This is a genomic window from Xenorhabdus indica (assembly GCF_014467235.1).
GTDB classification, from domain to species: domain Bacteria; phylum Pseudomonadota; class Gammaproteobacteria; order Enterobacterales; family Enterobacteriaceae; genus Xenorhabdus; species Xenorhabdus indica.
The window spans coordinates 1-24,237 of the sequence record NZ_NKHP01000003.1; the positions used below are offsets into that span (position 1 = coordinate 1).

The window sequence follows — 24,237 nt, forward strand, 5'->3', positions numbered from 1 at the left end:
CGATACCATCGGCACAACACAATCAGCGAATTTCGGAGTTATCACGTTCACCTATGGGTTTCGGCTCGAATGTTTCGCTGTCTACGCTTCATCTCCTTTGTTACCGCCGGAGATGCAAGACTCGCTACGTAGTGATCTGGCTAATCTTCTACGACGGGACTTTCACCCGCAAGAAACAGTGCAGCTTTTCCCAGCGCACCATCGACATCACAGAAAATTTCAACTAACTTGTCCATAGCCTGTTCCCCTCGGAGCTGTTTTTGGTATGCACCAGAACTTTGCTCCTGGAACAGGCTTCTCGTCAATTTCTTATCCAGAATTCGGGTTATATTAATACAAAAAACGTAGAATTAAGATGAAAATCGATTATTTTGCTCTTAATTGTTTTAAATGCTAAACAAGATAGCGAATTATTAAACAAAAGTCTTTAAGTATTTTAGAGATCTTAACGTATTATAAGAGGAATAAATTTTCGACCTGAACCTGTGATCGATTGATTAAGAGCCAACAGTTCTACTGACTAATTTAACGGTTCACCTAGGAAATGTGTGGAATGAGAATTTTAGATGGTGGGTCGTGCAGGATTCGAACCTGCGACCAATTGATTAAAAGTCAACTGCTCTACCGACTGAGCTAACGACCCATCTGGGAAATGATTGATTGAAAATTGAGATGGTGGGTCGTGCAGGATTCGAACCTGCGACCAATTGATTAAAAGTCAACTGCTCTACCGACTGAGCTAACGACCCATCTAAATCTTGTCTGGCATTGCTTTCTTAATTGCTTACCAACGGCGGCATATAATACTGATTTCCTTGTTGGGCGCAATATTTATTTTATAAAACCCCGTTCAAGCGCCTATTAATCAACCAATCATCCCCAAAAAGACCGATAAATAACCTCTTGGGGATAATTATTACATTCCTGCAATCTTTTTTTCGGCCATTTTAGCCGCACTAGTGCCGGGGTATTGCTTAACCACCTGTTGATAAACTGCCTTCGCCTTATCCTTTTGCCCTTTTTCCTGCATAATCAAACCAACTTTATACAGAGAATCGCTGCTTTTTTGTGATTTAGGATAATTTTTCACTACAGTCGCGAAATAATAAGCCGCATCATCTTTCTTACCTTTGTTGTAATTCAACTGACCTAACCAATAGTTGACATTCGGTAAATATTTCGACTTGGGATAAGCTTTAGCAAAATTCTGGAATGCTACGATAGCTTTATCGTATTCCTTAGTGTTGATAGCTAAAGCAACAGCGGCATCATAATCTCCCTTTTCACTTCCTGTGCTGGTGGCAGTTGCGGGCTGATTATCAGCCCCCTTTTCCGCTGGGGTCGCTGTATTATCATTTTCTGCACCTGAAGGGTTAGTGATTTTATCCAACTGCTGATAAATATCTTTCTGGCGCTCAATGATCTGATTCAATTGATATTGATTTTCCTGAATCTGGCCACGGAGTGTATCAATATCACGCTGAGAATCAGCAAGCTGTTGCTGGAGTTGAGTTAATAACTGACTATGAGCGTCGGAAATACGCTCTAATTGGGAAAGGCGCTCATCTGTGGAGCCTGAGCCGACATTACTGATTGGCGCTCGGGCAGTAGCGGCCCACGGAGCCGCTACGCCAACCAATAACGACAGACCCAATACAAAACGTCTGAAGTTACTGTTCATGCCTTACTCTTAGTATACGATTACAGCGCGACGGTTTTTAGCGTATGCTGCTTCGTCATGACCAAGTACAGCGGGTTTTTCTTTACCATAAGAAACGATAGCAAGCTGGTCAGCTGAAACACCCTTGCCTTGCAGATACATTTTAACTGCATTTGCACGACGCTCACCCAGAGCGATATTGTACTCAGGAGTACCGCGCTCATCTGCATGACCTTCAATAGTTACTTTAACAGATGGATTGCTACGCAGGAATGCAGCATGCGCATCCAGCATCTGAGCAAATTCGCTGTTAATGTCGTATTTATCGAAACCGAAGTATACGATATTGTTGTTTTGCAGCTCTTGCATCTGCTGACGTGCTAATTCTTCAGCAGACAGACCTGCTTTAGAAGAATTATCAACAGTGCTTACACCAGACTGATCATTGTTGCCATTTTTATTAGTGGTACACGCTGCTACGGCCATGATTGGTAAAGCTAACATCAGCCCTTTTAGCACTTTGTTCAGTTGCATCTCTTTGATCCTTTTATAGTTTGCCATACATACTTATTATGCATCACAGATACGGCGACCAGGCAGGAAATTTAACCTGTCCATCGGTAGCCGGAAGACGCGCTTTGAAACGCCCGTCAGTCGAAACTAGCTGCAATACAGTCCCCAACCCTTGGGTGGAGCTATAAATAACCATAGTGCCGTTAGGTGCGATACTCGGCGTTTCATCTAGAAACGTATCTGTCAAAACCTGGACAGATCCCGTTACCAGATCCTGTTTGGCGATGTGCTGACTGCCACTCGCTGTGCTAACCATAACGATAAAAGTACCATCTGGACTCACATCAGCGTCTTGGTTTTGTGAACCTTCCCAAGTCAGTCGTTGTGGAGCACCGCCATTAATATCGATTTTATACAATTGTGGACGACCACCCTGATCAGAGGTATAGACCAGTGTCTGGCTATCCGGCATCCAGCTTGGCTCGGTATTATTACTGCGGCCATCTGTTATTTGGCGAATTTGCCCTGAGGCCAAATCCATCACATATAAGTTCAGACTACCTGTTTTAGATAGAGCAAAAGCGAGCTTAGTTCCATCAGGGGAAAATGCCGGCGCTCCATTGTGACGAGGGAATGAAGCTACATGACGAATCGTTCCTGTTGCCAATGTTTGGATCACCAGAGAAGAACGACCGCCTTCAAATGTCACATATGCCAGTTGAGAATTGTCTGGTGACCATGCTGGTGACATTAAAGGTTCTGCTGAACTACGTACCGGAGTTTCATTATAACCGTCATAATCAGCAACACGCAGTTCATACGAATACTTATTCGCCGCAGCCTTCTTAACCACATAAGCGATACGCGTGGTGAATGCGCCTTTAATGCCGGTCAGCTTTTCAAATACTTCATTGCTGGCTGTATGCGCAGCATAGCGTAGCCATTTTTTCTCAACTGAAAATTGATTCTGCGCTAATACTGAACCCGGTGTTCCAGCTACATCAACCAACTGATAGGAAACCAAAAATTTACCATCAGCAGCAGGCTGAATTTGCCCTACGACTACAGAATCTATTCCAAGAGCAGACCATACCGCAGGTGTTACTTCAGAGGCTGTAGCAGGCTGTTGTGGCATGCGATCCGGAGTAATGGGATTGAATTTCCCACTGTTCCTCAAATCGGCAGCAACAATTGAACCAACTTCTTCTGGCGGATTAGCTGCACCAGTCCATTTAAATGGAACAACACCAATAGGACGGGCAGAATCAACACCTTCTGTAATTTCAATGCGAACTTCTGCATGAGCAAACGTTGCCCATAGCATCAGAAAACCCAATAATGCTTTAAACGTCAGTTTAAAAGTTTGCTTCATCATCTCTCCCTTATCGCGATCGATATGCCCGCAATAATCCGCCGGATTCTAACAAACGCCAACAAACAAAACCAGATACCTAAATAAAATCTAATAATTTTATTTACACAAGTAAATTATCCGAAATTTCACCTAATAAATAACACGTTCCCACCAAATATTTACCCTACTGTGGTTTAAAGTCTAGTGAAAAACTCTTGAAATGTTCATAAACCTCTTTACTTGGTGGACGTGGCATTTTGGTTTGATTCGCTGCGGCAATTGCTGCCCTACATAATGCGGGGTCGCCTCCATTAGCCTGAACACTAATCAACATACCATCTGATGCCAGTTTTATGCTCAAGTCACAGGTGCGCCCTAAGTATAAACTCGGGTCACGGAAATGATTCTGGATAGCAGCCCGAATTTGCCCTTTATAATTATTAATATCCGATTCAGAAAAACCGCTTTTCTTACTACCACCTTTACCCACAGCGGATGCTCCACCTTGCTGTTTAGGTGCATTAGAAGTTAATCCCCCAAGCAGATCATCAACTGCCTGCGCCTCTTTTTGGGCTTCAGCCTTAGCTCTGACTTTTGCTTTAGCTGCGGCTTCAGCTTTAACCCTTGCTTCCGCTTCTGCTTTTGCCTTCGCTTCAGCTTCTGCTTTTCGTTTCGCAGTTTCTTCTGCTTCTTTCTTAGCTTGGGCTTCTGCTTTTCTCTGAGCTTCTGCCTGCTCTTTCAGAATTCTTTCTTGCTCCGCTTTCGCTTTAGCAGCGGCCTCTTCGGCAATCTTTTGCTCTTCACGGGCCTTAGCTGCCGCAGCATCAGCCAGCTTTTTCTGTTCTTCCGCGGCTTGTTGTGCTTTTATCCGCTCTTCTTCTGCGGCTTTCAGCCGTTCCTGCTCTTCTGCCTGTTTAGCACGCAATTCGGCTGCCTGTTGTTCAGCTTTTTTCTTCCGTTGCTGCTCAGCCAGCTTTGCATTAGCTTGCTGTTGCTGCTGCTGATTATATTGCTGAACTACCGCATTCGGATCGACCATAACGGCATCAATCACCGTACCACTATTTCCACCGCCTCCCATTTCCGTTTTTTGCTTCAAAGATCCCCAAATCAAAAATCCGAACAGGATAATGTGCAAAATAATTGAAATGATAACGGCACGATTTAGCCCGCTGTTTTGCTTGTTTGTCTTTCCCACGCTCGACATCCAGAAACTTTAAGTAAAAGCCGCCATCAGGCACCAATAGGCTGAGTCATTAAACCAACCGATTTCACACCCGCTTGACGAAGCATATTAAGTGCCTTGATGATTTCATCATAAGGAACTTCCTTTGAACCCCCAATCAAGAAAATTGTTTTTGGGTTAGCTTTCATCAAGGTTTGAGCTTCAGCAATAATTTGCTGTTCAGGTAGTAATTCTAAACGCTCCTGATTAACAACCATGTTGTAGCGCCCTACCCCGGAAACTTCTACAATAACCGGTGGATTATCAGAACTGGAGACGGTTTTGGAATCTACCGAATCAGGTAAATCAACTTCTACACTTTGTGTGATAATCGGGGCAGTTGCCATAAAAATCAGCAGCAAAACCAGCAACACGTCCAGCAAGGGGACGATATTGATCTCGGATTTTAGCTCACGTCTGCGACTACGAGTGCGCGCCATTCGCTTTTTCCCCTTACGATGAATTACGACTTATTGGAATTAGAAACAAAAGCCTGCCGATGCAAAATCGCCAGAAATTCTTCCATAAAATTGTCGTAACTTTGTTCCAGTTTATTGACACGCTGGTTCAGACGGTTATAAGCCATCACCGCCGGAATCGCAGCAAACAAACCAATTGCTGTTGCAATCAACGCTTCCGCAATACCAGGAGCGACCATTTGCAATGTTGCCTGTTTTACTGCTCCCAGAGCAATAAAAGCATGCATGATCCCCCAGACTGTGCCAAACAGGCCGATATAGGGACTAATAGAACCGACAGTACCCAGAAATGGGATATGATTTTCCAATGTTTCTAATTCACGATTCATTGAAATTCGCATAGCGCGAGAAGCTCCCGTAATGACAGCCTCTGGTGCATGGTTATTTGCCTGATGTAAGCGAGCGAATTCTTTAAAACCAGAATAGAAAATCTGTTCAGTGCCACTTAAAGAATCTCGGCGTGACTGGCTTTCTTTATAAAGACGGGATAATTCAACCCCAGACCAAAATTTATCTTCAAATGCTTCTGTTTCCCGAGTAGCAGCATTCAGAACTCTTGTTCTTTGAATAATAATTGCCCAAGAAACTACAGAGAAGCCAATCAGGATTAACATGATCAGCTGCACTAAAAAGCCTGCCTTCAGAAATAAATCCAGGATGTTCATGTCAGTCACTGCTTAAACTCCGCGACAATAGACTTTGGAAGCGCAATAGGCTTCATTTGAGATGAATTTACGCAGACGATCAGGCATTCTGCGTTACTGATAACTACATCATTACAATCAATAATTCGTTGAATAAATGTCAGTGAAGCACCACGGATGTTCGTGATCTCGCTTTCCACAACTAACTGGTCATCCAGCCTCGCTGGTTTCCGGTAGTCAACGGTCATACGGCTGACAGCAAAACCAACTTGTTCATCCAACATATACTTTTGGTGGAAGCCCTTATCACGCAGCATCTCTGTACGTGCTCTTTCATAAAAAGCCAAATATTGAGCGTGATAGACTATACCACTAGCATCTGTGTCTTCGTAGTAAACACGGATAGGCCAACGGAACAACATATTACTCACATATAATCCTAATTAGGCGAATTAACGCTGTCACTATACTCAAGACAATAGCGCTTTGGAATGACTTGTTATTAAAGAAATCAAAAAAATTTATAGGCCAGCGTCCTATAAAATCATAAATAGTTTACTTAAAGAAATGATATAAGCCAAAAATCAGAATCAAAAATGCAGGTAATGGATGAAAAAAAAGACGCCAGATAAAATGCTTAGGGTTAAATCCAATACCAAAAATCACCCCGGAACATACCGCCCAGATCAGTAAAATACCTTGCCATACAGCTAATAAACTTGTGCCCGCAGCAAAACGTGTTGGATCCCACAATACACATCCAGCAAGTGCCAGAGCCATAATAAGGATAAGGGCCCTTAGCAGGCCCTTACTCATCAGTTGGTAAAATTTGTCAACCAACATTATCTTTTGTCACTCTCAGTTACTTCTTCTGATTCACTATGCTCAAGTGCCAAAGCTGCAATAACAGCAAAACTACAAGCTAAGAGCGTTCCCAGAATCCAAGCAAAATACCACATGTTCTATGCTCCTCTAGTACAGTGAGTGTTTGTTGTTTTCAATGTAGCTCTTATCCAAACGCCCAAAGGTTTTGTAGTAACACCAAATGGTGTATGACAGAATAATAGGAACGAAGATAAGCGCAACAACGAACATAATTTGCAACGTCCACTGACTGGATGTTGCATCCCACATAGTCAAACTGACATTCGGATTAAGGCTTGATGGCATCACAAACGGGAACATGGATATTCCTGCGGTCAGAATAATGCAAGCAACTGTCAGTGATGAAAATAGAAACGCCCAGGCCCCTTTATCCAATCGAGTTGCCAGCATAGTCAACAAAGGAAGAATGACACCCAATACAGGTATTGCCCACAATATAGGCTGATTATTGAAATTGATCAGCCACGCCCCAACCTGTTGAGTAACTTGTTTATGTAATGGATTAGATACTCCATTCACATCCAGGCCACCGGTCACAACATAACCATCAATGCCATAAATCAGCCACACTCCCGCTAGTAAGAAAGCTACCGCAGTTATCAATGCACAAATGTGTGTCGCAGTACGGGAACGCAAATGCAACTCACCCGTAGTACGCATTTGCAGGTAAGTTGCCCCTTGTGTCGTAATCATCATCAAGCTGATGATACCTGCCAGCAGCCCATAAGGGTTCAGCAACCCAAAGAATGATCCTTCATAGGAAACCCTCTGATCTACATCTATCATCAGTGGTACGCCTTGCAGCAGATTACCGAATGCAACTCCAATGACCAATGGAGGTACAAAACTGCCAACAAACAACCCCCAGTCCCACATGTTACGCCATTTTCTGTTTTCCAGTTTTGAACGATAGTCAAACCCTACGGGCCGGAAGAACAAGGCAGCCAACACCAAAATCATCGCTACATAGAAACCGGAGAAAGCGGCAGCATATACTGCTGGCCAGGCAGCAAACAGTGCACCACCCGCTGTGATTAACCATACCTGGTTACCGTCCCAGTGAGGTGCAATTGAGTTAATCATGACACGGCGTTCAGTGTCATTTTTGCCGATAATCCGCAGCAGGACACCAACACCCATGTCAAAACCATCGGTCACTGCAAACCCGATTAGCAATACACCAATCAGCAGCCACCATATAAATCGTAACACGTCATAATCAAGCATAAGTGGACTCCTGCTTACTCAATATTATTCGCTGAAGAATTATTGGTTGAAGAAATGAATTTCTGTTCAAAATGGTAACGCCCGGTCTTGAGACTACTTGGACCAAGGCGAGCAAATTTGAACATCAGAAACATTTCGGCGATCAGGAACAAGGTATACAGACCACAAATCAGTGCCATTGAGAAAATGAGATCACCAGCACTGCGTGTCGAAGCTGCCACTGCGGTTGGCAATACCTCACCAATAGCCCAAGGCTGACGGCCATACTCTGCAACAAACCAACCCGCTTCAACCGCAATCCACGGTAAGGGAATACTAAATAACGCCGCACGTAACAACCACTTTTGTTGACCAATGCGATTACGGATAACACTGAAGAATGCCAAGCCGATAACCAGTAACATGATGAAGCCACAAGCAACCATGATACGAAATGCAAAATAAAGCGGTGCCACACGTGGAATAGAATCTTTCGCAGCGGCTTTAATTTGCTCTTCTGTCGCGTTTGCCACCTCTGGAGTGTAACGTTTTACGAGCATGCCGTAACCAAGGTCTTTTTTGTTTTCATTGAATGCCTTACGTACTGTCGGATCAGTGTTACCTGCACGCAGCTCTTCCAGCAATTCATATGCCTTAAGGCCGTTACGGATACGTTGTTCATGCTGACTAATCAAGTCACGCAAGCCAACAACCGGAGTATCAGTAGAACGTGTAGCGATAAGACCTAATATATAAGGAATTTGAATGGAATATTTGTTTTCCATCTTATCCTGATCAGGAATACCAATCAGCGTGAATGCAGCCGGAGGAGTTTGAGTATCCCACTCTGCTTCAATGGCAGCCAGTTTAGTTTTCTGCACATCCCCCATTTCATATCCAGATTCATCCCCCAGTACAATGACGGACAGGACTGCTGCAATACCGAAACTTGATGCAATGGCAAATGAACGTTTAGCAAATGGAATATCCCGCCCTTTAAGCAAGTAATAAGCGCTGATCCCCAAGACGAAAATCGCACCTGTCACATAACCAGCAGCTACAGTATGAACAAATTTCACTTGAGCAACAGGATTCAGAACCAGATCGCTAAAGCTCACCATCTCCATGCGCATGGTTTCAAAATTGAAATCAGAGGCAATCGGGTTTTGCATCCAGCCATTCGCAATTAGAATCCATAAAGCAGAGAAGTTAGAACCTAATGCAACCAACCAAGTTACAACCAGATGCTGTTTCTTGCTCAGGCGATCCCAACCGAAAAAGAACAAACCAACAAATGTGGATTCAAGGAAGAAAGCCATTAAACCTTCAATGGCCAGTGGTGCACCAAAAATATCACCAACGTAATGTGAGAAATATGACCAGTTTGTTCCGAACTGGAACTCCATAGTCAAACCTGTTGCAACCCCCAAGGCAAAGTTAATACCAAATAACTTTCCCCAGAATTTTGTCATATCTTTGTAGATTTGTTTACCAGACAGAACATATACCGTTTCCATAATCGCAAGCAAAAACGCCATACCGAGTGTTAATGGTACGAATAAGAAATGGTACATAGCAGTTAAGGCAAACTGTAATCGTGACAGTTCGACAATATCAAACATTTTGACTCCTTGCTCCTAGCAGGAAGACACCGACTTGCGGCAACCCGACTTTCGTAAAATGAAAGTCTCGTAACTACCAGCAATAAATGCCTCAAACACAACAATAAATTATTAATTAAATCAAAATTCAGTAGATACCCCAATAATATTACGCCTATATTCGCACACAATAAATAGCTTTTACATGACTAAAGTTGGAATTCTCAATATAGGCCAATATTGCCGCTAATTTATGAGGTAATACCATTTATTTTAGAACAATTAAATCAAGTTTAGCTAACACATTCCACAGTAATAAATTGATTTTAGTCAATTTTTTTGTTCCTTGTTAATCATTACAGCTATTATTTCATTACGGTTGATTTAGTGTTAATAATTTGTTTCTCACAATGCCGATTAATTTATTTTTTGCTGTAAAAAGCATTATAAAATTAACTTTTCATTTTCATTATGAGAAAAATATATTTTTTTAACATTTATAATTAAATTAATCGATTAAATAGAATTTTCTAAAATAAGTTCAATTAAATTTGAAAATATCTCTCCATATAAAAAGACTAACTTACTGTTTATCTTATAAATGAAAATAAAAAGGCTGCTTTAAAGCAGCAGCCTTTTTCTATAAAAATGGCTTATTTTGTGACTATTTACTGGTCAATAAACCCTTAACTGCATCGCCTATGTCAGCAAGGCTGCGGACAGTCTTCACTCCCGCAGATTCCAATGCTGCGAATTTTTCATCCGCCGTACCTTTACCACCTGCAATAATCGCTCCTGCATGTCCCATTCGCTTGCCTTTAGGTGCTGTTACACCCGCGATGTAAGCTACAACTGGTTTAGTAACATGCTCTTTGATATACGCAGCAGCTTCTTCTTCTGCTGTACCACCAATTTCACCAATCATGACGATAGCTTCAGTCTGTGGATCTTCCTGGAACAGTTTCAGAATATCAATAAAGTTTGAACCTGGGATTGGGTCACCGCCGATACCAACACAAGTGGATTGGCCTAATCCTGCGTCAGTTGTTTGCTTCACGGCCTCATAAGTCAAAGTCCCTGAACGGGACACAATACCTACTTTACCTGCCTTATGAATATGACCAGGCATGATACCGATCTTACATTCATCCGGAGTAATAACACCCGGACAGTTAGGGCCGATCATACGAACACCAGCCTGATCCAGTTTTACCTTAACTGTCAGCATATCCAGCGTTGGGATACCTTCAGTAATGGTAATGATCAGTTTAATACCTGCATCAATAGCCTCCAGAATAGAGTCTTTACAGAATGGTGCTGGTACGTAAATCACAGAAGCTGTCGCACCTGTTGCTTCAACTGCTTCGCGGACGGTATTAAAGACGGGCAGACCAAGATGTTGCGTACCACCTTTACCTGGCGTTACGCCGCCAACCATTTGAGTACCGTAAGCGATCGCCTGTTCTGAATGGAAAGTACCCTGACTGCCAGTGAAACCCTGACAAATCACTTTGGTGTTTTTATCAATTAAAATAGACATTATTTGTTCCCCGCTGCTGCGACTACCTGTTTAGCTGCGTCTGTCAAACTGGTTGCTGCAATGATATTCAATCCACTATCAGCCAGTTTCTTCGCACCCAGTTCAGCATTATTCCCTTCCAAACGAACGACTACAGGTACGTGAACACCTACTTCTTCCACCGCACCAATAATACCGTCAGCAATCAGGTCACAACGGACGATCCCACCAAAGATATTTACCAAGACAGCTTTCACATTTTCATCCGACAGGATAATTTTGAAGGCTTCAGTAACACGCTCTTTTGTCGCACCACCGCCTACATCAAGGAAGTTAGCCGGAGCACCACCGTGCAGCTTGACAATGTCCATCGTTCCCATCGCCAAACCAGCACCATTTACCATACAACCAATGTTGCCATCCAACGCAACATAATTTAGTTCCCATTGTGCAGCCTGAGCTTCACGTGGATCTTCCTGCGAAGGGTCGTGCATTTCACGCAGTTCAGCCTGACGGAACATAGCATTACCGTCCGCACCCAACTTCCCATCCAGACAGACAAGATCACCTTGAGTTGTAATAACCAACGGGTTAATTTCGACCAGAGCCAGGTCACGTTCAAGGAAAAGGTTTGCCAATCCCAGGAAAATTTTAGTGAATTGGTTGACTTGTTTACCAGTCAGACCCAGCTTGAACGCCAGTTCACGGCCTTGGTAGGGCATAGGGCCAGCCAGTGGATCGATGATTGCTTTATGAATCAGTTCGGGCGTTTCTTCCGCCACTTTTTCTATTTCGACACCACCTTCGGTAGAGGCCATGAACACTACACGACGTGTACCACGGTCAACAACGGCACCGAGATACAGCTCCATAGCAATATCGGTAGCCCCTTCTACCAGGATCTGATGGACAGGTTGCCCCTGTACATCTGTCTGGTAAGTTACCAGTCGTTTACCCAGCCACTGTTCAGCAAAAGCACGGATATCCTCCTTGCTATTGACGACTTTCACGCCCCCGGCTTTACCGCGACCGCCTGCATGAACCTGACATTTAACGACCCAAGGGCCTGCACCAATCTTGGATGCTGCTTCTTCTGCTTCGCGCGGTGTCGTGCAGGCATAACCAGCAGGTGCTGGTAAGCCATACCGTGCAAAAAGTTGTTTTGCCTGATACTCGTGTAAATTCATGATGTTCTATCCATAATTTAATCTAAGAAAGGTAAATTACCTTCTATTTTGTTGCTCTGGATATGACCAGCCCGAAGGCTGGCCGCATAATTTGTTACATCAGCACTTTTTACATCAACATCGTTTTATTTCAGACTGGACAGAATTTAACACCCTCCGCCCTGATGGTGATGCTATACATCCAGCAACAAACGTGTTGGATCTTCCAGCATTTCTTTGATAGTCACCAGGAAGCCCACAGACTCACGCCCGTCAATCAGACGATGGTCATAAGACAGAGCCAGATACATCATTGGAAGGATCTCAACTTGACCATTTACTGCCATTGGGCGATCTTTAATAGCGTGCATACCAAGAATCGCACTTTGTGGTGGGTTAATGATCGGAGTAGACATCAAGGAGCCAAAAACACCACCATTGGTAATGGTGAAATTACCACCAGTGAGTTCTTCAACGGTCAATTTGCCGTCACGGCCTTTAATAGCCAACTCTTTGATATTTTTCTCAATATCAGCCATGCCCAATGCATCTGCATCACGCAGTACTGGCGTCACCAGACCACGAGGTGTAGATACTGCGATGCTAATATCAAAATAGTTGTGGTAAACCACATCAGTGCCATCAATAGAAGCATTAACTTCTGGATAACGTTTCAGCGCTTCGACAACAGCTTTCACATAGAAAGACATGAAACCCAGACGAACACCATGACGTTTTTCAAACTCATCACCGTATTGTTTACGCAATTCCTGAATTGGCTTCATATTGACTTCGTTAAAAGTCGTCAGCATTGCAGTGTTGTTTTTCGCTTCGAGCAGGCGTTCTGCAATACGCTTACGTAAACGCGTCATTGGGACACGTTTTTCACTGCGGTGTGGCAACTGAGATGGTTGAGCCGCTGGAGCAGATTCAGCGGATTTAGTACTCTCTTTTTTGTTCGCAGCAATATATTTTTCTACGTCTTCACGCACAATACGGCCACCTACACCACTGCCTCTAATCGCAGCAGGATTTAAATCATGCTCAGCAATCAAACGACGAACTGCCGGACTCAATGCATCATTGCTTTCTTCTTCCAAAGACGCTGTCTGGCGTTGGGCTGGTGTTGCTTCTGTTTGTTCTTTCACTACAGCCGGCATACCCGTACTGTCACTCAGGCTAATACGGCCAATCAATTGCTTAGACAGTACAGTGGCACCTTCTTCTTCCAGAATAGATTCCAGAACACCCGCTTCACTTGCTGGTACTTCTAAAATCACTTTGTCTGTTTCGATTTCAACCAGAATGTCATCACGCTCTACGGTATCACCTGGTTTTTTATGCCATGTCGCAACAGTGGCATCCGCAACAGATTCAGGAAGGTCTGGAACCAGAATTTCTACGCTACTCATTTTCTATCCTTATTTATTCAACGTTCAGTGCGTCATTAACCAGAGCTTGCTGTTGCTGCTGGTGAACAGACGTATAGCCCACAGCCGGGGAAGCAGAAGCCGGACGCCCTGCATAACGTAAAGAAGCCCCAAATGGGATCGCTTCACGGAAATTATGTTGACTGCAATACCAAGCCCCTTGGTTCAATGGCTCTTCCTGACACCAGACAAAATCATGCACATGAGCATACTGCTCAAGTAAAGTCTGCATGTCCTGACGCGGGAATGGATACAGTTGTTCAATACGCACAATGGCGACGTCGGTCTGCTCGTTCTTACGACGTTGTTCCAGCAGATCGTAATAAACTTTACCGGAGCAAAGTACAACACGTTTCACACCTTTTGGCTCCAACGCATCAACTTCACCAATGACTGTCTCAAATTTACCGTTAGCCAATTCATCCAGGCTGGATACTGCCAATGGATGACGCAGCAACGACTTAGGTGACATGACTATCAGAGGACGACGCATACCACGCAGTGCCTGACGACGCAGCATGTGATAAACTTGAGCCGGAGTTGATGGCACACAAACCTGCATGTTCTGTTCTGCACACAATTGCAGGTAACGTTCCAGACGTGCTGATGAGTGCTCAGGACCTTGTCCTTCGTAGCCATGCGGCAACAGCATGACCAGACCACACATACGACCCCATTTTTGTTCACCAGAACTGATGAACTGGTCAATCACAACCTGTGCTACGTTAGCAAAATCACCAAACTGGGCTTCCCAGATAGTCAATGCACGAGGCTCTGTCGTTGCATAACCATATTCAAATGCCAGTACAGCTTCTTCTGACAGGACAGAATCCCATACGTTAAATCCCCCCTGACTGTTGTGAACATTTGCCAGAGGGACATAAACAGAAGCATTAGCCTGATTATGGATAACCGCATGGCGGTGGAAGAATGTACCACGGCCAGCATCTTCACCAGACAGACGAACTGGAATACCTTCATCAACCAAGGTTGCATAAGCCAGCGTTTCCGCTCCCCCCCAGTCAAACAGCTTGTTGCCGTTGGCCATTTCTGCACGGTCAGCATAGATTTTCGCAACACGAGAGTGCATTTCCACTTCGGTAGGAATGGTACTAATGCGTTTGCCAAGATCTTGCAGACGCTTCATATCCATTTTATGTGGATAATCTTCATCCCATTCGTGATTCAGGTAAGGTTCCCATGTAAACGAATGCAACCCCATTGGACGCCATTCATCTACAACACATTCACCATGATCCAATGCATCACGATATAAGTTGACCATTTCAGTCACATCATTAGGTGACAGCAGACCTTCTGCGATGAGTTTGTCCGCATAGATTTTACGTGGAGTCGGATGTTTCTTGATTTTCTGATACATTAGTGGCTGAGTTGCACTTGGCTCATCAGCTTCGTTATGACCGTGACGACGGTAACAAACCAAATCAATCATCACGTCACGTTTAAAGGTATTACGGAAATCCAAGGCCAGGCGGGTAACAAAAGCGACAGCTTCCGGGTCATCAGCATTTACGTGGAAAATCGGGGCCTGAACCATTTTCACAACATCAGTACAATATTGTGTTGAACGGGCATCTTTCGGGTTAGAAGTAGTAAAACCAATCTGGTTGTTAACCACAATGCGAACAGTACCACCAACCTCATAGCCGCGAGCCTGAGACATGTTCAGTGTTTCCTGAACAATCCCCTGCCCTGTTACCGCTGCATCACCATGAATGGTTACCGGCAACACCATGTTGCTCTGGCCTTCATCAAGACGGTCACGGCGAGCACGTACTGACCCAATAACTACAGGGCTGACAATTTCAAGGTGAGATGGGTTGAATGCTAACGCTAAGTGTACTAAACCGCCTTCAGTTTCGAAATCAGAGGAAAAACCCTGATGATACTTCACATCACCTGTTCCGAGATGTTCTTTATGTTTTCCGGCAAATTCATCAAACAGATCAGCAGGTTTTTTACCTAAGATATTAATAAGAACATTGAGGCGACCACGGTGAGCCATGCCAAGTACAACTTCGCGTGTATCTTGCTTGCCTGCATGACGGATCAAATCCTTCAGCATTGGAACTAGTGCATCACCGCCCTCCAGAGAAAAACGTTTCGCTCCTGGAAACTTAGCCCCCAGATAACGTTCCAGACCTTCCGCCGCAGTTAACTCCGCCAGAAAGCGACGTTTTTCATCTGCGCTGAATTGTGAGCTGACAGAGACAGATTCCAGGCGCTGCTGGATCCAGCGTTTTTCTTCTGTATTGGTGATATGCATATATTCCGCACCAATAGAGCCGCAGTAAATGCGTTTCAGTGCGTCATACAAATCCGCCAATTTCATTGTCTCTTTGCCGCTAGCAAATGAGCCTACATTAAACGTTTCTTCAAAATCAGCTTTTGTTAAATTATGGAAAGCAGGATCGAGATCCGATACAGGTTCCTGTTTCCATAATCCCAATGGATCAAGATTCGCATGTTGATGACCGCGGAAGCGGAATGCGTTGATAAGCTGCAAAACCTTAACTTGTTTTGCATCCATTGCTGGATCGCTGACTGAAGTGTGGTAACGAGTGGCATCCTTTGCCAGACGACGGAAGTAATCACGTGTCTGTGAGTGAAGTTGTTCCCCGTGAAGTCCTGCATCCGGTAATTGTTGGAAAATTTCTCTCCAACCTGCATCAACAGAATTAGGATCGGTTATATAGTCTTCATAGATTTGCTCTATGTAAGACTGGTTTGCACCAGCCAGAAAGCTTGAGTCCAGCCAGTCCTTCATTGCACCGTTCTGCATTGTGATCCCTTAAGCTTTAAAAGCTTTAGTTTTCGCCGTGGTTAACAAATACCGCTTTATTAATAAGCGGTGTTGATAAAAGGTTCATTTGGACGTGCTTAATGCATGTTCTTTATTTGGGTTATCCTACCCTTCAAGGAACCTTTAAAAACTGAGAGGCAGTTTTTAAAGGTTCCTTATTCCAATAACATGCGCCGTCATTAGCAGCAGGCAATTTATCATTTTTCATTCTTTATGCCCTCCACTGGTTTGATATTTATTTCAAAATTGTGGAGGGCAACCTTATATGCATTATTTACACACAGTTTATGTGTTATTTATGCACTATCTATACATTGTCAGTATATTTAATTAAGTCATATTTTAATTAAGCACTATGTCTTAACAACATCGACTTAATATGCCCAATCGCTTTTGTTGGGTTAAGGCCTTTAGGACACACATTAACGCAGTTCATGATCCCATGACAGCGGAAGACACTGAAAGCATCATTCAGCCCATCCAATCGGGATGAGGTTTCAGTATCACGACTATCAATCAGAAAACGATATGCAGCTAAAAGACCTGCAGGCCCAATAAATTTATCCGGATTCCACCAAAATGACGGGCATGACGTCGAACAGCAGGCACACAAGATACATTCATAAAGACCATCCAATTTTGCACGCTGTTCTGGTGATTGCAGATGTTCACGTGCAGGTGGATTTTTACCGTCATTGAGCAAATAAGGACGGATTTTTTCATATTGCGCGTAAAACTGCCCCATATCAACAACCAGGTCACGAATAACTGGCAAACCAGGCAGCGGACGAATAACCATCTTCTTGTTACCACGGTGTAGTGCTGAGACAGGAGTAATACAAGCCAGCCCGTTTTTTCCATTCATATTCAGACCGTCAGAACCACATACACCTTCACGGCACGAACGGCGGAATGACAACGTTGGATCTTGTTCCTTCAACTGGATAAGTGCATCCAGCAGCATCATGTCACGCCCTTCTTCAGCTTCCAGCGTGTAATCCTGCATACGGGGTACGTTGTCTACATCCGGATTATAACGATAAATTGAGAATTCAAGTTTCATAATCTATTTCTCCGCAACTGGAACATCAACAACGCAATTAGTAAGAACGCACTTTTGGCGGGAAGGCTTCACGCAATTTTGGCTGCATGTTCACTTCACGACGGGTCATGCTCTCAGTCTGCGGTAAATACAAGCTATGGCACAGCCAATTTGCATCATCACGCTCTGGATAATCGAAACGGCTATGTGCTCCACGACTTTCTGTACGGAAATTTGCGGCTACAGCAGTCGAATAAGCGGTTTCCATCAGGTTATCCAATTCCAGACATTCGATGCGCTGGGTATTGAATTCTGATGATGTATCATCTAAACGGGCATTTTGCAGGCGCTCACGGATGACTTTCAATTCATCTAATCCTCTCGCCATCGCATCACCTTCACGGAATACAGAGAAGTTGTGCTGCATACAAGCCTGCAATGCTTTACGGATTTCAACTGGATCTTCGCCTGAACGGGTATTGTTCCAACGGTTCAGACGTTGCAGTGCTGCTTCAACATCAGACTCGCTGGCATCACGGCTGGTTCCCTGTTCCATCAGGCACTCTTTCAAGTGCAAACCAGCAGAACGACCAAAAACCACCAAATCCAGCAATGAATTACCCCCTAAACGGTTCGCACCATGAACAGATACGCAAGCGATTTCACCCACAGCAAATAAGCCCGGAATGATAACATCTTCGCCTTTCTCATTAATAGTCAGTGCCTGACCCGTAATCTTAGTTGGAATTCCCCCCATCATGTAATGACAGGTTGGGATCACCGGAATCGGTTCTTTTACAGGATCTACATGGGCAAAAGTACGGGACAGTTCAAGAATACCCGGCAGACGCGATTCCAGAACCTCTTTACCCAAATGATCCAGCTTCAATTTCACGTGAGGTCCCCATGGGCCTTCACAACCGCGACCTTCACGGATTTCGATCATCATAGAGCGTGCAACCACATCACGACCAGCCAGATCTTTAGCATTGGGTGCATAACGCTCCATAAAGCGTTCACCATCTTTATTCAGCAGATAACCACCTTCACCACGGCAACCTTCTGTCACCAATACACCAGCACCCGCAATTCCTGTCGGATGGAATTGCCACATTTCCATATCCTGGACAGGAACACCAGCACGCAATGCCATACCAACACCATCACCAGTATTGATGTGAGCATTAGTCGTAGATTGGAAAATACGGCCTGCACCGCCTGTTGCGAGAATTGTTGCCTTGGCTTTGAAATAGATAACTTCACCTGTTTCAATACAGATGGCTGTACAGCCAACGATAGCACCATCTTGGTTTTTGACCAGATCCAGAGAATACCATTCAGAAAAAATGGTCGTATGGTTTTTCAGGTTTTGCTGATAAAGGGTATGAAGTAATGCGTGACCAGTACGGTCAGCAGCAGCAGCTGTGCGGGCAGCTTGCTCACCGCCAAAATTTCTGGATTGCCCACCAAATGGACGCTGATAGATACGTCCATCATCCAAGCGTGAAAATGGCAACCCCATGTGTTCCAGTTCCAAAATCGCTTCAGGACCAGTTTTACACATGTATTCGATGGCATCCTGGTCACCGATATAGTCGGAGCCTTTTACCGTGTCATACATATGCCATTCCCAGTTATCATCATGAGAGTTACCCAGAGCAACGGTAATGCCACCCTGTGCTGAAACTGTATGGGATCGAGTCGGAAAAACCTTAGAAATCAGGGCACAAGACAAGCCCATTTGTGAAATTTGTAGTGCAGCACGCATACCTGCACCGCCAGCACCAATAACAACAGCGTCAAACTCTCTTACCGGTAGTTTCATTTATGCACCCCACACAACAATTGTTCCGTAAATCAAATAAGCCAGCAGCGCAACAATAATCACCAGTTGCAACACAAGACGCAGTGCCAGTGGCTTCACATAATCTGTCAGCACCTGCCACATTCCGATCCATGCGTGAACCAGAATAGAAATCAGTGCCAATATGGTGAACACTTTAGTGAGAGATGAAGAAAAAAAACCACTCCAGACTTCATAGGTGATGTCTGACGTTGTTGCTACAAAACCAACGAGATAAAAAACATATAAAACAATAACGATTGCAGATGCACGTAACAACAGCCAGTCCTGAATACCCGTGCGCCCCAATGCGGATGCGTTGCTTACCATATTAATACCCCAGCCAGAATAGACAGAATAACTGCGATCACGATTGCCACTTTGGCAGAAGTTTTACCCGTAGCAAGGCTCTCTTCCAAGAAGCCAAAATCCATCAAAACATGGCGGATCCCACCACAAATGTGGTAACCCAATGCCGTTAATATCCCCCACAGGATAAATTTGGCGAAAAAGCCAGTCATAATTTCAGATGCATGCTGGAAGCCCTCTTGCGAAGACAGTGACATACCGAGCAACCACAGCAAAATGCCGACTGCTATAAAGGTGATGACGCCTGAGATACGGTGCAAGATCGAAGCTATCGCGGAGACGGGTTGATTTATCGTCCGCAAATCGAGGTTGACAGGTCTTTGTTTTTTCACAATTTTGCCCACACAGCTTTTTTTTATTTTCCATCCTCCGGCCCTGGGTGGGAATCAGACAGCGTTAAGAGGATACAAAGACACAACATCATTAATTTAACAATCCTTACTGTACATCAAACGTTGTGATTTGATTACGCTGGGTGCTCCTACATCAGGTATCCGGAGACCTTAACGCAGTATAAGTACTTCACATTGTTATTACAATTCCCACACAATATGATTATTAACATTTAGCTTGAACAGTGAGTAAGATCACGCTTCAAACATTTATCATAAAAACCACTATCTTGTTTGACAAAGATTAAACATTTATCTTACATATATGGCGGTGCATATTATCCACCGTCGTTTTCCGATGAAAAAGTAAACTTCACGAAAAACGCGAGCTTTATAAAAGTATCGTTATGACACAAAATAGTAACATTTTATGTTAAAAATACTTTAGATATGACATCCAGAAACTTTTTAACAACCTGAAAACGATTGTCGTCCGTAAATGAGATTTCAGCACTAAATGTATACAGCCTGATTTTTAATTCTCTCCGGTAGCACAATGCCGTCGGCACAGTGAAAAATTGCGCCTATCTGAAGGTTGTTAGGGGTTATAAAAAATAAGCGCTAAGGAGATGTAAATGGCTGATAAAAAGGCTACGTTGACCATAAATGGTTCAGCTGCTATCGAACTAGACGTACTAACGCCAACCCTAGGTTCTGAAGTGATTGACGTTCGTACCCTCGGCTCAAAAGGCTTCTATACCTACGATCCCGGTTTCACTTCCACTGCCTCCTGCGAGTCGAAAATCACCTATATTGATGGCAACGAAGGCATTTTGCTGCACCGTGGTTTTCCCATCGATCAGCTCGCAACGAAATCAAACTATCTGGAAGTTTGTTATATTCTGCTGTATGGGGAGCCACCAACACCCGAAGAATATGAAAAATTCAAAAAAACTGTGACACGTCATACGATGATCCACGAACAGATTACCCGTCTGTTCCACGGTTTCCGTCGTGATTCTCACCCTATGGCTGTACTTTGTGGCGTGACTGGCGCTCTTGCTGCCTTTTACCACGATGCAGTGGATGTTCATAATCCTCAACACCGTGAAATTACTGCATATCGTCTGCTATCCAAAATGCCAACTGTGGCAGCAATGTGTTACAAATACTCCATTGGTCAACCTTTTGTTTATCCTCGTAATGATCTTTCTTATGCCGGTAACTTCCTGTATATGATGTTTTCAACGCCTTGTGAGGAATATAAGGTCAATCCGGTATTAGAAAAAGCAATGGATCGCATTTTTATTCTACATGCGGATCATGAACAGAATGCTTCAACTTCAACAGTACGTACCGCGGGTTCTTCTGGTGCGAACCCATTCGTCTGCATCGCTGCGGGGATTGCATCATTGTGGGGGCCTGCACATGGTGGCGCAAATGAAGCTTGTCTGCGTATGCTGGAAGAGATCCAGACTGTCGATCACATTCCTGAATTTGTCGCCCGCGCCAAGGATAAAAATGACTCCTTCCGCCTGATGGGCTTTGGTCATCGCGTCTATAAAAACTATGACCCACGCGCAACCGTGATGCGTGAAACCTGTCATGAAGTACTGGATGAACTTGGTCTGAATGACAGTTTGTTGGAAGTTGCCATGGAGCTGGAACGTATCGCCCTGAACGATCCGTACTTTATTGAGAAAAAACTGTATCCGAATGTCGATTTCTATTCCGGTATTATTCTGAAAGCAATGGGGATTCCATCCTCCATGTTTACCGTGATCTTTGCCATTGCCCGTACAATTGGTTGGATTGCACACTGGAATGAAATGCATGACGATGGCTTGAAGATCGCTCGTCCTCGCCAGCTTTACACTGGCCATGCTAAGCGCGACTTCACGAGTCAGATTCAAAAATAATCTGACAAACTGACTGACACACTTCATATTCTGAAGCGTGTATATACTGCACCTTACCTGCCAATCCACCACAATTGGCTTGCCATCTGACAGTGGGGTGCAGTATCCGCTATGTAATGATACCCGTTATTATTTCAACGATTATGATGCTTTCTACTGGTGAAACTATCTGTTTTTTCTCCTCTTCGTCTCCTGCAACTGGTTTTACTCCTTAGTCCTTAGCCTGCCATATATTCACGTGGCGGCTTTCCCATGATTTTGCGAAAGAAAGTGACAAAAGTACTGTCATTGGTAAACCCTAACTCCTGAGCCACATAAGATATCGTCTTACCCTGTGCCAATAATTCAATTGCCTTAATCAATCGCCATTGTTGCCGCCATTGTTGGTAACCCATTCCCGTTTCACGCTGAAATATGCGGGTAATGGTTTTTTCACTGGCACCGATATAAGTAGCTATTTCCTGTAGTGGTGGCGGTAATTGTTCAAACGACAAACGGGCCAAACGGCGATCCAGAGGTAAAGGCAATAAAGTTGGCTCTCGACGCGCCTCACAAATTTCATCAAAAAACACTGCCAATAAGTGTGCATCTTTTCCCTGACTCCAGTCAGTATCAAAAGGCGATATTGCAATACGTTCCAAAACTGCCTGTAGCAATGGTGTAGCTTCCAATACTTCACTCCTGTCAGGTATCCAATCCATTTCAGAAACATCAATATAGATAGAACGATACCCGACAGAACCTCGCATTTCCGCCCGATGTAATGTCTTTGGCGGGATCCATGCCACTCTGGTCGGAGGTAAAACAGAAATCTGATTAGCTAAAGTGATCTTGATACAACCCCGCTGAGTAAACAGTAGCTGCCCCATATTATGTTGATGAAAACCAGAATCGTGCTGTCCCAACTCTGCTGCAATGCCTGCTACAGGGACATTCAAACTGTCAGGATCAAAATGATCATTTTGCCTCAACCATGCCATGTTAGCTTCCGTTAAATTAATGTCCGATTATATAAATTTATTGTCTTTTTTATCATAATTAGACAGTCATCAGAATGCTAACCTTCCGGTCATCAATCATTGACGAAAAAATACCATGCAAGTTAAACCATCACTTTGGCTCGCTATTGCTTTAATGATGTTTCCCCAAATTGTGGAAACCATCTATAGCCCTGCCCTAACCAATATTGCCAATAGTTTTGCCGTCAGTGCAGAACACGCCTCGCAAACCTTGTCACTTTACTTTATTGCCTTTGCTTTTGGTGTCGTCGTATGGGGTCGCATGTGTGATGTTATTGGCAGACGCCCTGCTATTATTGCCGGATTATTACTCTATGGTCTGGCTTGTGTTATGGCGCTATTAACAGAGCACTTCTGGCTGCTATTGGTTGCCAGAATATTATCCGCTTTCGGAGCGGCAGCCAGCTCAATCGGGACACAAACTCTCATGCGCGATAGTTATCAGGGAGAAGAACTGGCACGTGTTTTCTCCATTATGGGCATTGCATTGGCTGCTAGTCCTGCCGTTGGTATGATCAGCGGTTCTGCACTGAATCATTTTGGCGGTTATCAGGCCGTATTCGCAGGATTGACTATTCTAGCTGTTATTTTGACCAGTTGGTCTGTTATTCGCCTACCAGAAACACGCCCAGTAACTGTAACAACAGTTGCGCTATCTGATACCGCCAGCATGATGTTAAAAGATATTGCCATTTGGCGAAGTATGTTTCTCATCGCTTTATTCAATGTTTGCCTATTCAGCTACTATCAACTGGCTCCTTTCCGCTTTGCACAATTCGGATTATCACCAAAGCTTTTCGGTTATACAGGGCTACTCTTCACCCTCGGTGTTGGGGTGGGTTCAGTATCTAATAAGCAATTTTTAACAAAGAAATGGCCAACTAAAAAAATCATATCCCTTGCGGCATGGCTCGTCTTATTAAGCGGGATTGGTGTTTATCTGCTTGAAAATAGTTGGCTGTTTATTTTCCCTATGTTGGGTATTGTGATTGCTTATGGCCTTGCAATCCCCAATATTTTGGCATCTGCATTAAATCGCTATACAGATAGATTAGGCACAGCAGGCGCGTTGTTAGGGTTGTTTTACTATTTGCTGTTAGGGGCTGGCTTAGCGCTTGCTGGTTGGAGCCAAACGTTAGGTACGATATTGATCTACAGTGGAGTCATAATTATCTTTTTATCACGTAATAAGTAATACCCTGATAAA

General features: G+C 44.0%; 23 protein-coding genes and 2 tRNA genes. 2 read left to right on the plus strand and 23 right to left on the minus strand.

Going from position 1 to position 24,237, the window contains the following annotated elements; translation table 11 throughout:
- Nucleotides 1-140: 140 nt before the first annotated feature.
- From Xind_RS20820 to sdhC, 22 genes are all read right to left on the minus strand, one after another.
- Entirely contained in the window at nt 141-305 is a 165-nt protein-coding gene (locus tag Xind_RS20820) for a hypothetical protein (protein WP_246432454.1), read from the minus strand.
- 262 nt (nt 306-567) lie between these two features.
- A tRNA-Lys gene (locus Xind_RS03105) sits at nt 568-643 on the minus strand.
- A gap of 30 nt (nt 644-673) precedes the next feature.
- Nucleotides 674-749, minus strand: a tRNA-Lys gene (locus Xind_RS03110).
- Between the two features lie 167 nt (nt 750-916).
- Nucleotides 917-1,681 (minus strand): cell division protein CpoB, encoded by a 765-nt coding sequence (gene cpoB / locus Xind_RS03115; RefSeq protein WP_047682392.1) that lies wholly within the window; start codon nt 1,679-1,681, stop codon nt 917-919.
- A gap of 9 nt (nt 1,682-1,690) precedes the next feature.
- A complete protein-coding gene (pal, locus tag Xind_RS03120; RefSeq protein WP_047682394.1) occupies nt 1,691-2,194 on the minus strand; it encodes a peptidoglycan-associated lipoprotein Pal in 504 nt (167 codons plus the stop codon).
- Nucleotides 2,195-2,237: 43 nt separating this feature from the next.
- The gene (tolB, locus tag Xind_RS03125) at nt 2,238-3,545 is read right to left on the minus strand and encodes a Tol-Pal system beta propeller repeat protein TolB (protein WP_187649542.1); all 1,308 of its coding nucleotides are present in this window, start codon (nt 3,543-3,545) and stop codon (nt 2,238-2,240) included.
- A gap of 166 nt (nt 3,546-3,711) precedes the next feature.
- On the minus strand, nt 3,712-4,725 hold the full coding sequence (tolA, locus tag Xind_RS03130; protein WP_187649465.1) for a cell envelope integrity protein TolA: 1,014 nt from the start codon (nt 4,723-4,725) through the stop codon (nt 3,712-3,714).
- A 35-nt stretch (nt 4,726-4,760) separates the two neighbouring features.
- Nucleotides 4,761-5,192, minus strand: coding sequence for a colicin uptake protein TolR (gene tolR, locus Xind_RS03135; protein ID WP_047682400.1), 432 nt, complete (start codon nt 5,190-5,192; stop codon nt 4,761-4,763).
- A 23-nt stretch (nt 5,193-5,215) separates the two neighbouring features.
- Complete coding sequence (tolQ, locus tag Xind_RS03140; protein WP_047682402.1) at nt 5,216-5,905, minus strand: Tol-Pal system protein TolQ; 690 nt, start codon at nt 5,903-5,905, stop codon at nt 5,216-5,218.
- Nucleotides 5,902-6,306, minus strand: a complete 405-nt coding sequence (gene ybgC, locus Xind_RS03145) for a tol-pal system-associated acyl-CoA thioesterase (RefSeq protein WP_047682404.1) — start codon at nt 6,304-6,306, stop codon at nt 5,902-5,904. Before ybgC ends, tolQ begins: the two co-directional genes overlap by 4 nt.
- A 124-nt stretch (nt 6,307-6,430) precedes the next feature.
- On the minus strand, nt 6,431-6,718 hold the full coding sequence (ybgE, locus tag Xind_RS03150; protein ID WP_047682406.1) for a cyd operon protein YbgE: 288 nt from the start codon (nt 6,716-6,718) through the stop codon (nt 6,431-6,433).
- Complete coding sequence (gene cydX / locus Xind_RS03155; protein ID WP_072032519.1) at nt 6,718-6,834, minus strand: cytochrome bd-I oxidase subunit CydX; 117 nt, start codon at nt 6,832-6,834, stop codon at nt 6,718-6,720. The genes ybgE and cydX overlap by 1 nt, the downstream gene beginning before the upstream one ends.
- Nucleotides 6,835-6,847: 13 nt before the next feature.
- Nucleotides 6,848-7,987: a cytochrome d ubiquinol oxidase subunit II gene (cydB, locus tag Xind_RS03160; protein WP_187649466.1), complete on the minus strand. Its 1,140-nt coding sequence runs from the start codon at nt 7,985-7,987 to the stop codon at nt 6,848-6,850.
- 14 nt (nt 7,988-8,001) lie between these two features.
- Entirely contained in the window at nt 8,002-9,588 is a 1,587-nt protein-coding gene (cydA, locus tag Xind_RS03165; RefSeq protein ID WP_187649467.1) for a cytochrome ubiquinol oxidase subunit I, read from the minus strand.
- Between the two features lie 643 nt (nt 9,589-10,231).
- Nucleotides 10,232-11,107 (minus strand): succinate--CoA ligase subunit alpha, encoded by an 876-nt coding sequence (sucD, locus tag Xind_RS03170; RefSeq protein WP_047682412.1) that lies wholly within the window; start codon nt 11,105-11,107, stop codon nt 10,232-10,234.
- Entirely contained in the window at nt 11,107-12,273 is a 1,167-nt protein-coding gene (gene sucC, locus Xind_RS03175; protein ID WP_187649468.1) for an ADP-forming succinate--CoA ligase subunit beta, read from the minus strand. The genes sucD and sucC overlap by 1 nt, the downstream gene beginning before the upstream one ends.
- A gap of 173 nt (nt 12,274-12,446) precedes the next feature.
- Nucleotides 12,447-13,664 (minus strand): 2-oxoglutarate dehydrogenase complex dihydrolipoyllysine-residue succinyltransferase, encoded by a 1,218-nt coding sequence (gene odhB, locus Xind_RS03180; RefSeq protein WP_187649469.1) that lies wholly within the window; start codon nt 13,662-13,664, stop codon nt 12,447-12,449.
- Between the two features lie 13 nt (nt 13,665-13,677).
- Complete coding sequence (sucA, locus tag Xind_RS03185) at nt 13,678-16,485, minus strand: 2-oxoglutarate dehydrogenase E1 component (RefSeq protein ID WP_047682419.1); 2,808 nt, start codon at nt 16,483-16,485, stop codon at nt 13,678-13,680.
- Between the two features lie 367 nt (nt 16,486-16,852).
- A complete protein-coding gene (locus Xind_RS03190; protein WP_047682421.1) occupies nt 16,853-17,569 on the minus strand; it encodes a succinate dehydrogenase iron-sulfur subunit in 717 nt (238 codons plus the stop codon).
- A gap of 37 nt (nt 17,570-17,606) precedes the next feature.
- Nucleotides 17,607-19,373: a succinate dehydrogenase flavoprotein subunit gene (sdhA, locus tag Xind_RS03195; RefSeq protein ID WP_187649470.1), complete on the minus strand. Its 1,767-nt coding sequence runs from the start codon at nt 19,371-19,373 to the stop codon at nt 17,607-17,609.
- Nucleotides 19,374-19,721 (minus strand): succinate dehydrogenase membrane anchor subunit, encoded by a 348-nt coding sequence (sdhD, locus tag Xind_RS03200; RefSeq protein ID WP_047682425.1) that lies wholly within the window; start codon nt 19,719-19,721, stop codon nt 19,374-19,376.
- Nucleotides 19,715-20,104: a succinate dehydrogenase cytochrome b556 subunit gene (sdhC, locus tag Xind_RS03205; RefSeq protein ID WP_047682427.1), complete on the minus strand. Its 390-nt coding sequence runs from the start codon at nt 20,102-20,104 to the stop codon at nt 19,715-19,717. The genes sdhD and sdhC overlap by 7 nt, the downstream gene beginning before the upstream one ends.
- A 623-nt stretch (nt 20,105-20,727) precedes the next feature.
- On the opposite strand from sdhC, the gene Xind_RS03210 reads away from it, so the two are divergent.
- Nucleotides 20,728-22,011, plus strand: coding sequence for a citrate synthase (locus Xind_RS03210; protein WP_047682429.1), 1,284 nt, complete (start codon nt 20,728-20,730; stop codon nt 22,009-22,011).
- A 218-nt stretch (nt 22,012-22,229) separates the two neighbouring features.
- Here Xind_RS03210 and Xind_RS03215 read toward each other — a convergent pair whose 3' ends face one another.
- The gene (locus Xind_RS03215) at nt 22,230-22,991 is read right to left on the minus strand and encodes an AraC family transcriptional regulator (protein WP_187649471.1); all 762 of its coding nucleotides are present in this window, start codon (nt 22,989-22,991) and stop codon (nt 22,230-22,232) included.
- 115 nt (nt 22,992-23,106) lie between these two features.
- Between Xind_RS03215 and Xind_RS03220 the strand changes: the two genes are divergently transcribed.
- Complete coding sequence (locus Xind_RS03220) at nt 23,107-24,225, plus strand: multidrug effflux MFS transporter (protein WP_187649472.1); 1,119 nt, start codon at nt 23,107-23,109, stop codon at nt 24,223-24,225.
- Nucleotides 24,226-24,237: the final 12 nt, after the last annotated feature.

Excerpts from the sequence above, each read along its gene's own strand:
- tolR (WP_047682400.1), bottom strand. The coding sequence starts at position 5,192 with ATGGCGCGCACTCGTAGTCGCAGACGTGAGCTAAAATCCGAGATCAAT.
- sdhA (WP_187649470.1), bottom strand. The coding sequence starts at position 19,373 with ATGAAACTACCGGTAAGAGAGTTTGACGCTGTTGTTATTGGTGCTGGC.
- Xind_RS03210 (WP_047682429.1), top strand. The coding sequence starts at position 20,728 with ATGGCTGATAAAAAGGCTACGTTGACCATAAATGGTTCAGCTGCTATC.
- cpoB (WP_047682392.1), bottom strand. The coding sequence starts at position 1,681 with ATGAACAGTAACTTCAGACGTTTTGTATTGGGTCTGTCGTTATTGGTT.
- tolB (WP_187649542.1), bottom strand. The coding sequence starts at position 3,545 with ATGAAGCAAACTTTTAAACTGACGTTTAAAGCATTATTGGGTTTTCTG.
- cydX (WP_072032519.1), bottom strand. The coding sequence starts at position 6,834 with ATGTGGTATTTTGCTTGGATTCTGGGAACGCTCTTAGCTTGTAGTTTT.
- ybgE (WP_047682406.1), bottom strand. The coding sequence starts at position 6,718 with ATGTTGGTTGACAAATTTTACCAACTGATGAGTAAGGGCCTGCTAAGG.
- cydA (WP_187649467.1), bottom strand. The coding sequence starts at position 9,588 with ATGTTTGATATTGTCGAACTGTCACGATTACAGTTTGCCTTAACTGCT.
- sucD (WP_047682412.1), bottom strand. The coding sequence starts at position 11,107 with ATGTCTATTTTAATTGATAAAAACACCAAAGTGATTTGTCAGGGTTTC.
- odhB (WP_187649469.1), bottom strand. The coding sequence starts at position 13,664 with ATGAGTAGCGTAGAAATTCTGGTTCCAGACCTTCCTGAATCTGTTGCG.
- Xind_RS03215 (WP_187649471.1), bottom strand. The coding sequence starts at position 22,991 with ATGGCATGGTTGAGGCAAAATGATCATTTTGATCCTGACAGTTTGAAT.
- cydB (WP_187649466.1), bottom strand. The coding sequence starts at position 7,987 with ATGCTTGATTATGACGTGTTACGATTTATATGGTGGCTGCTGATTGGT.
- sdhD (WP_047682425.1), bottom strand. The coding sequence starts at position 19,721 with ATGGTAAGCAACGCATCCGCATTGGGGCGCACGGGTATTCAGGACTGG.
- pal (WP_047682394.1), bottom strand. The coding sequence starts at position 2,194 with ATGCAACTGAACAAAGTGCTAAAAGGGCTGATGTTAGCTTTACCAATC.
- sucA (WP_047682419.1), bottom strand. The coding sequence starts at position 16,485 with ATGCAGAACGGTGCAATGAAGGACTGGCTGGACTCAAGCTTTCTGGCT.
- sucC (WP_187649468.1), bottom strand. The coding sequence starts at position 12,273 with ATGAATTTACACGAGTATCAGGCAAAACAACTTTTTGCACGGTATGGC.
- Xind_RS03190 (WP_047682421.1), bottom strand. The coding sequence starts at position 17,569 with ATGAAACTTGAATTCTCAATTTATCGTTATAATCCGGATGTAGACAAC.
- Xind_RS03220 (WP_187649472.1), top strand. The coding sequence starts at position 23,107 with ATGCAAGTTAAACCATCACTTTGGCTCGCTATTGCTTTAATGATGTTT.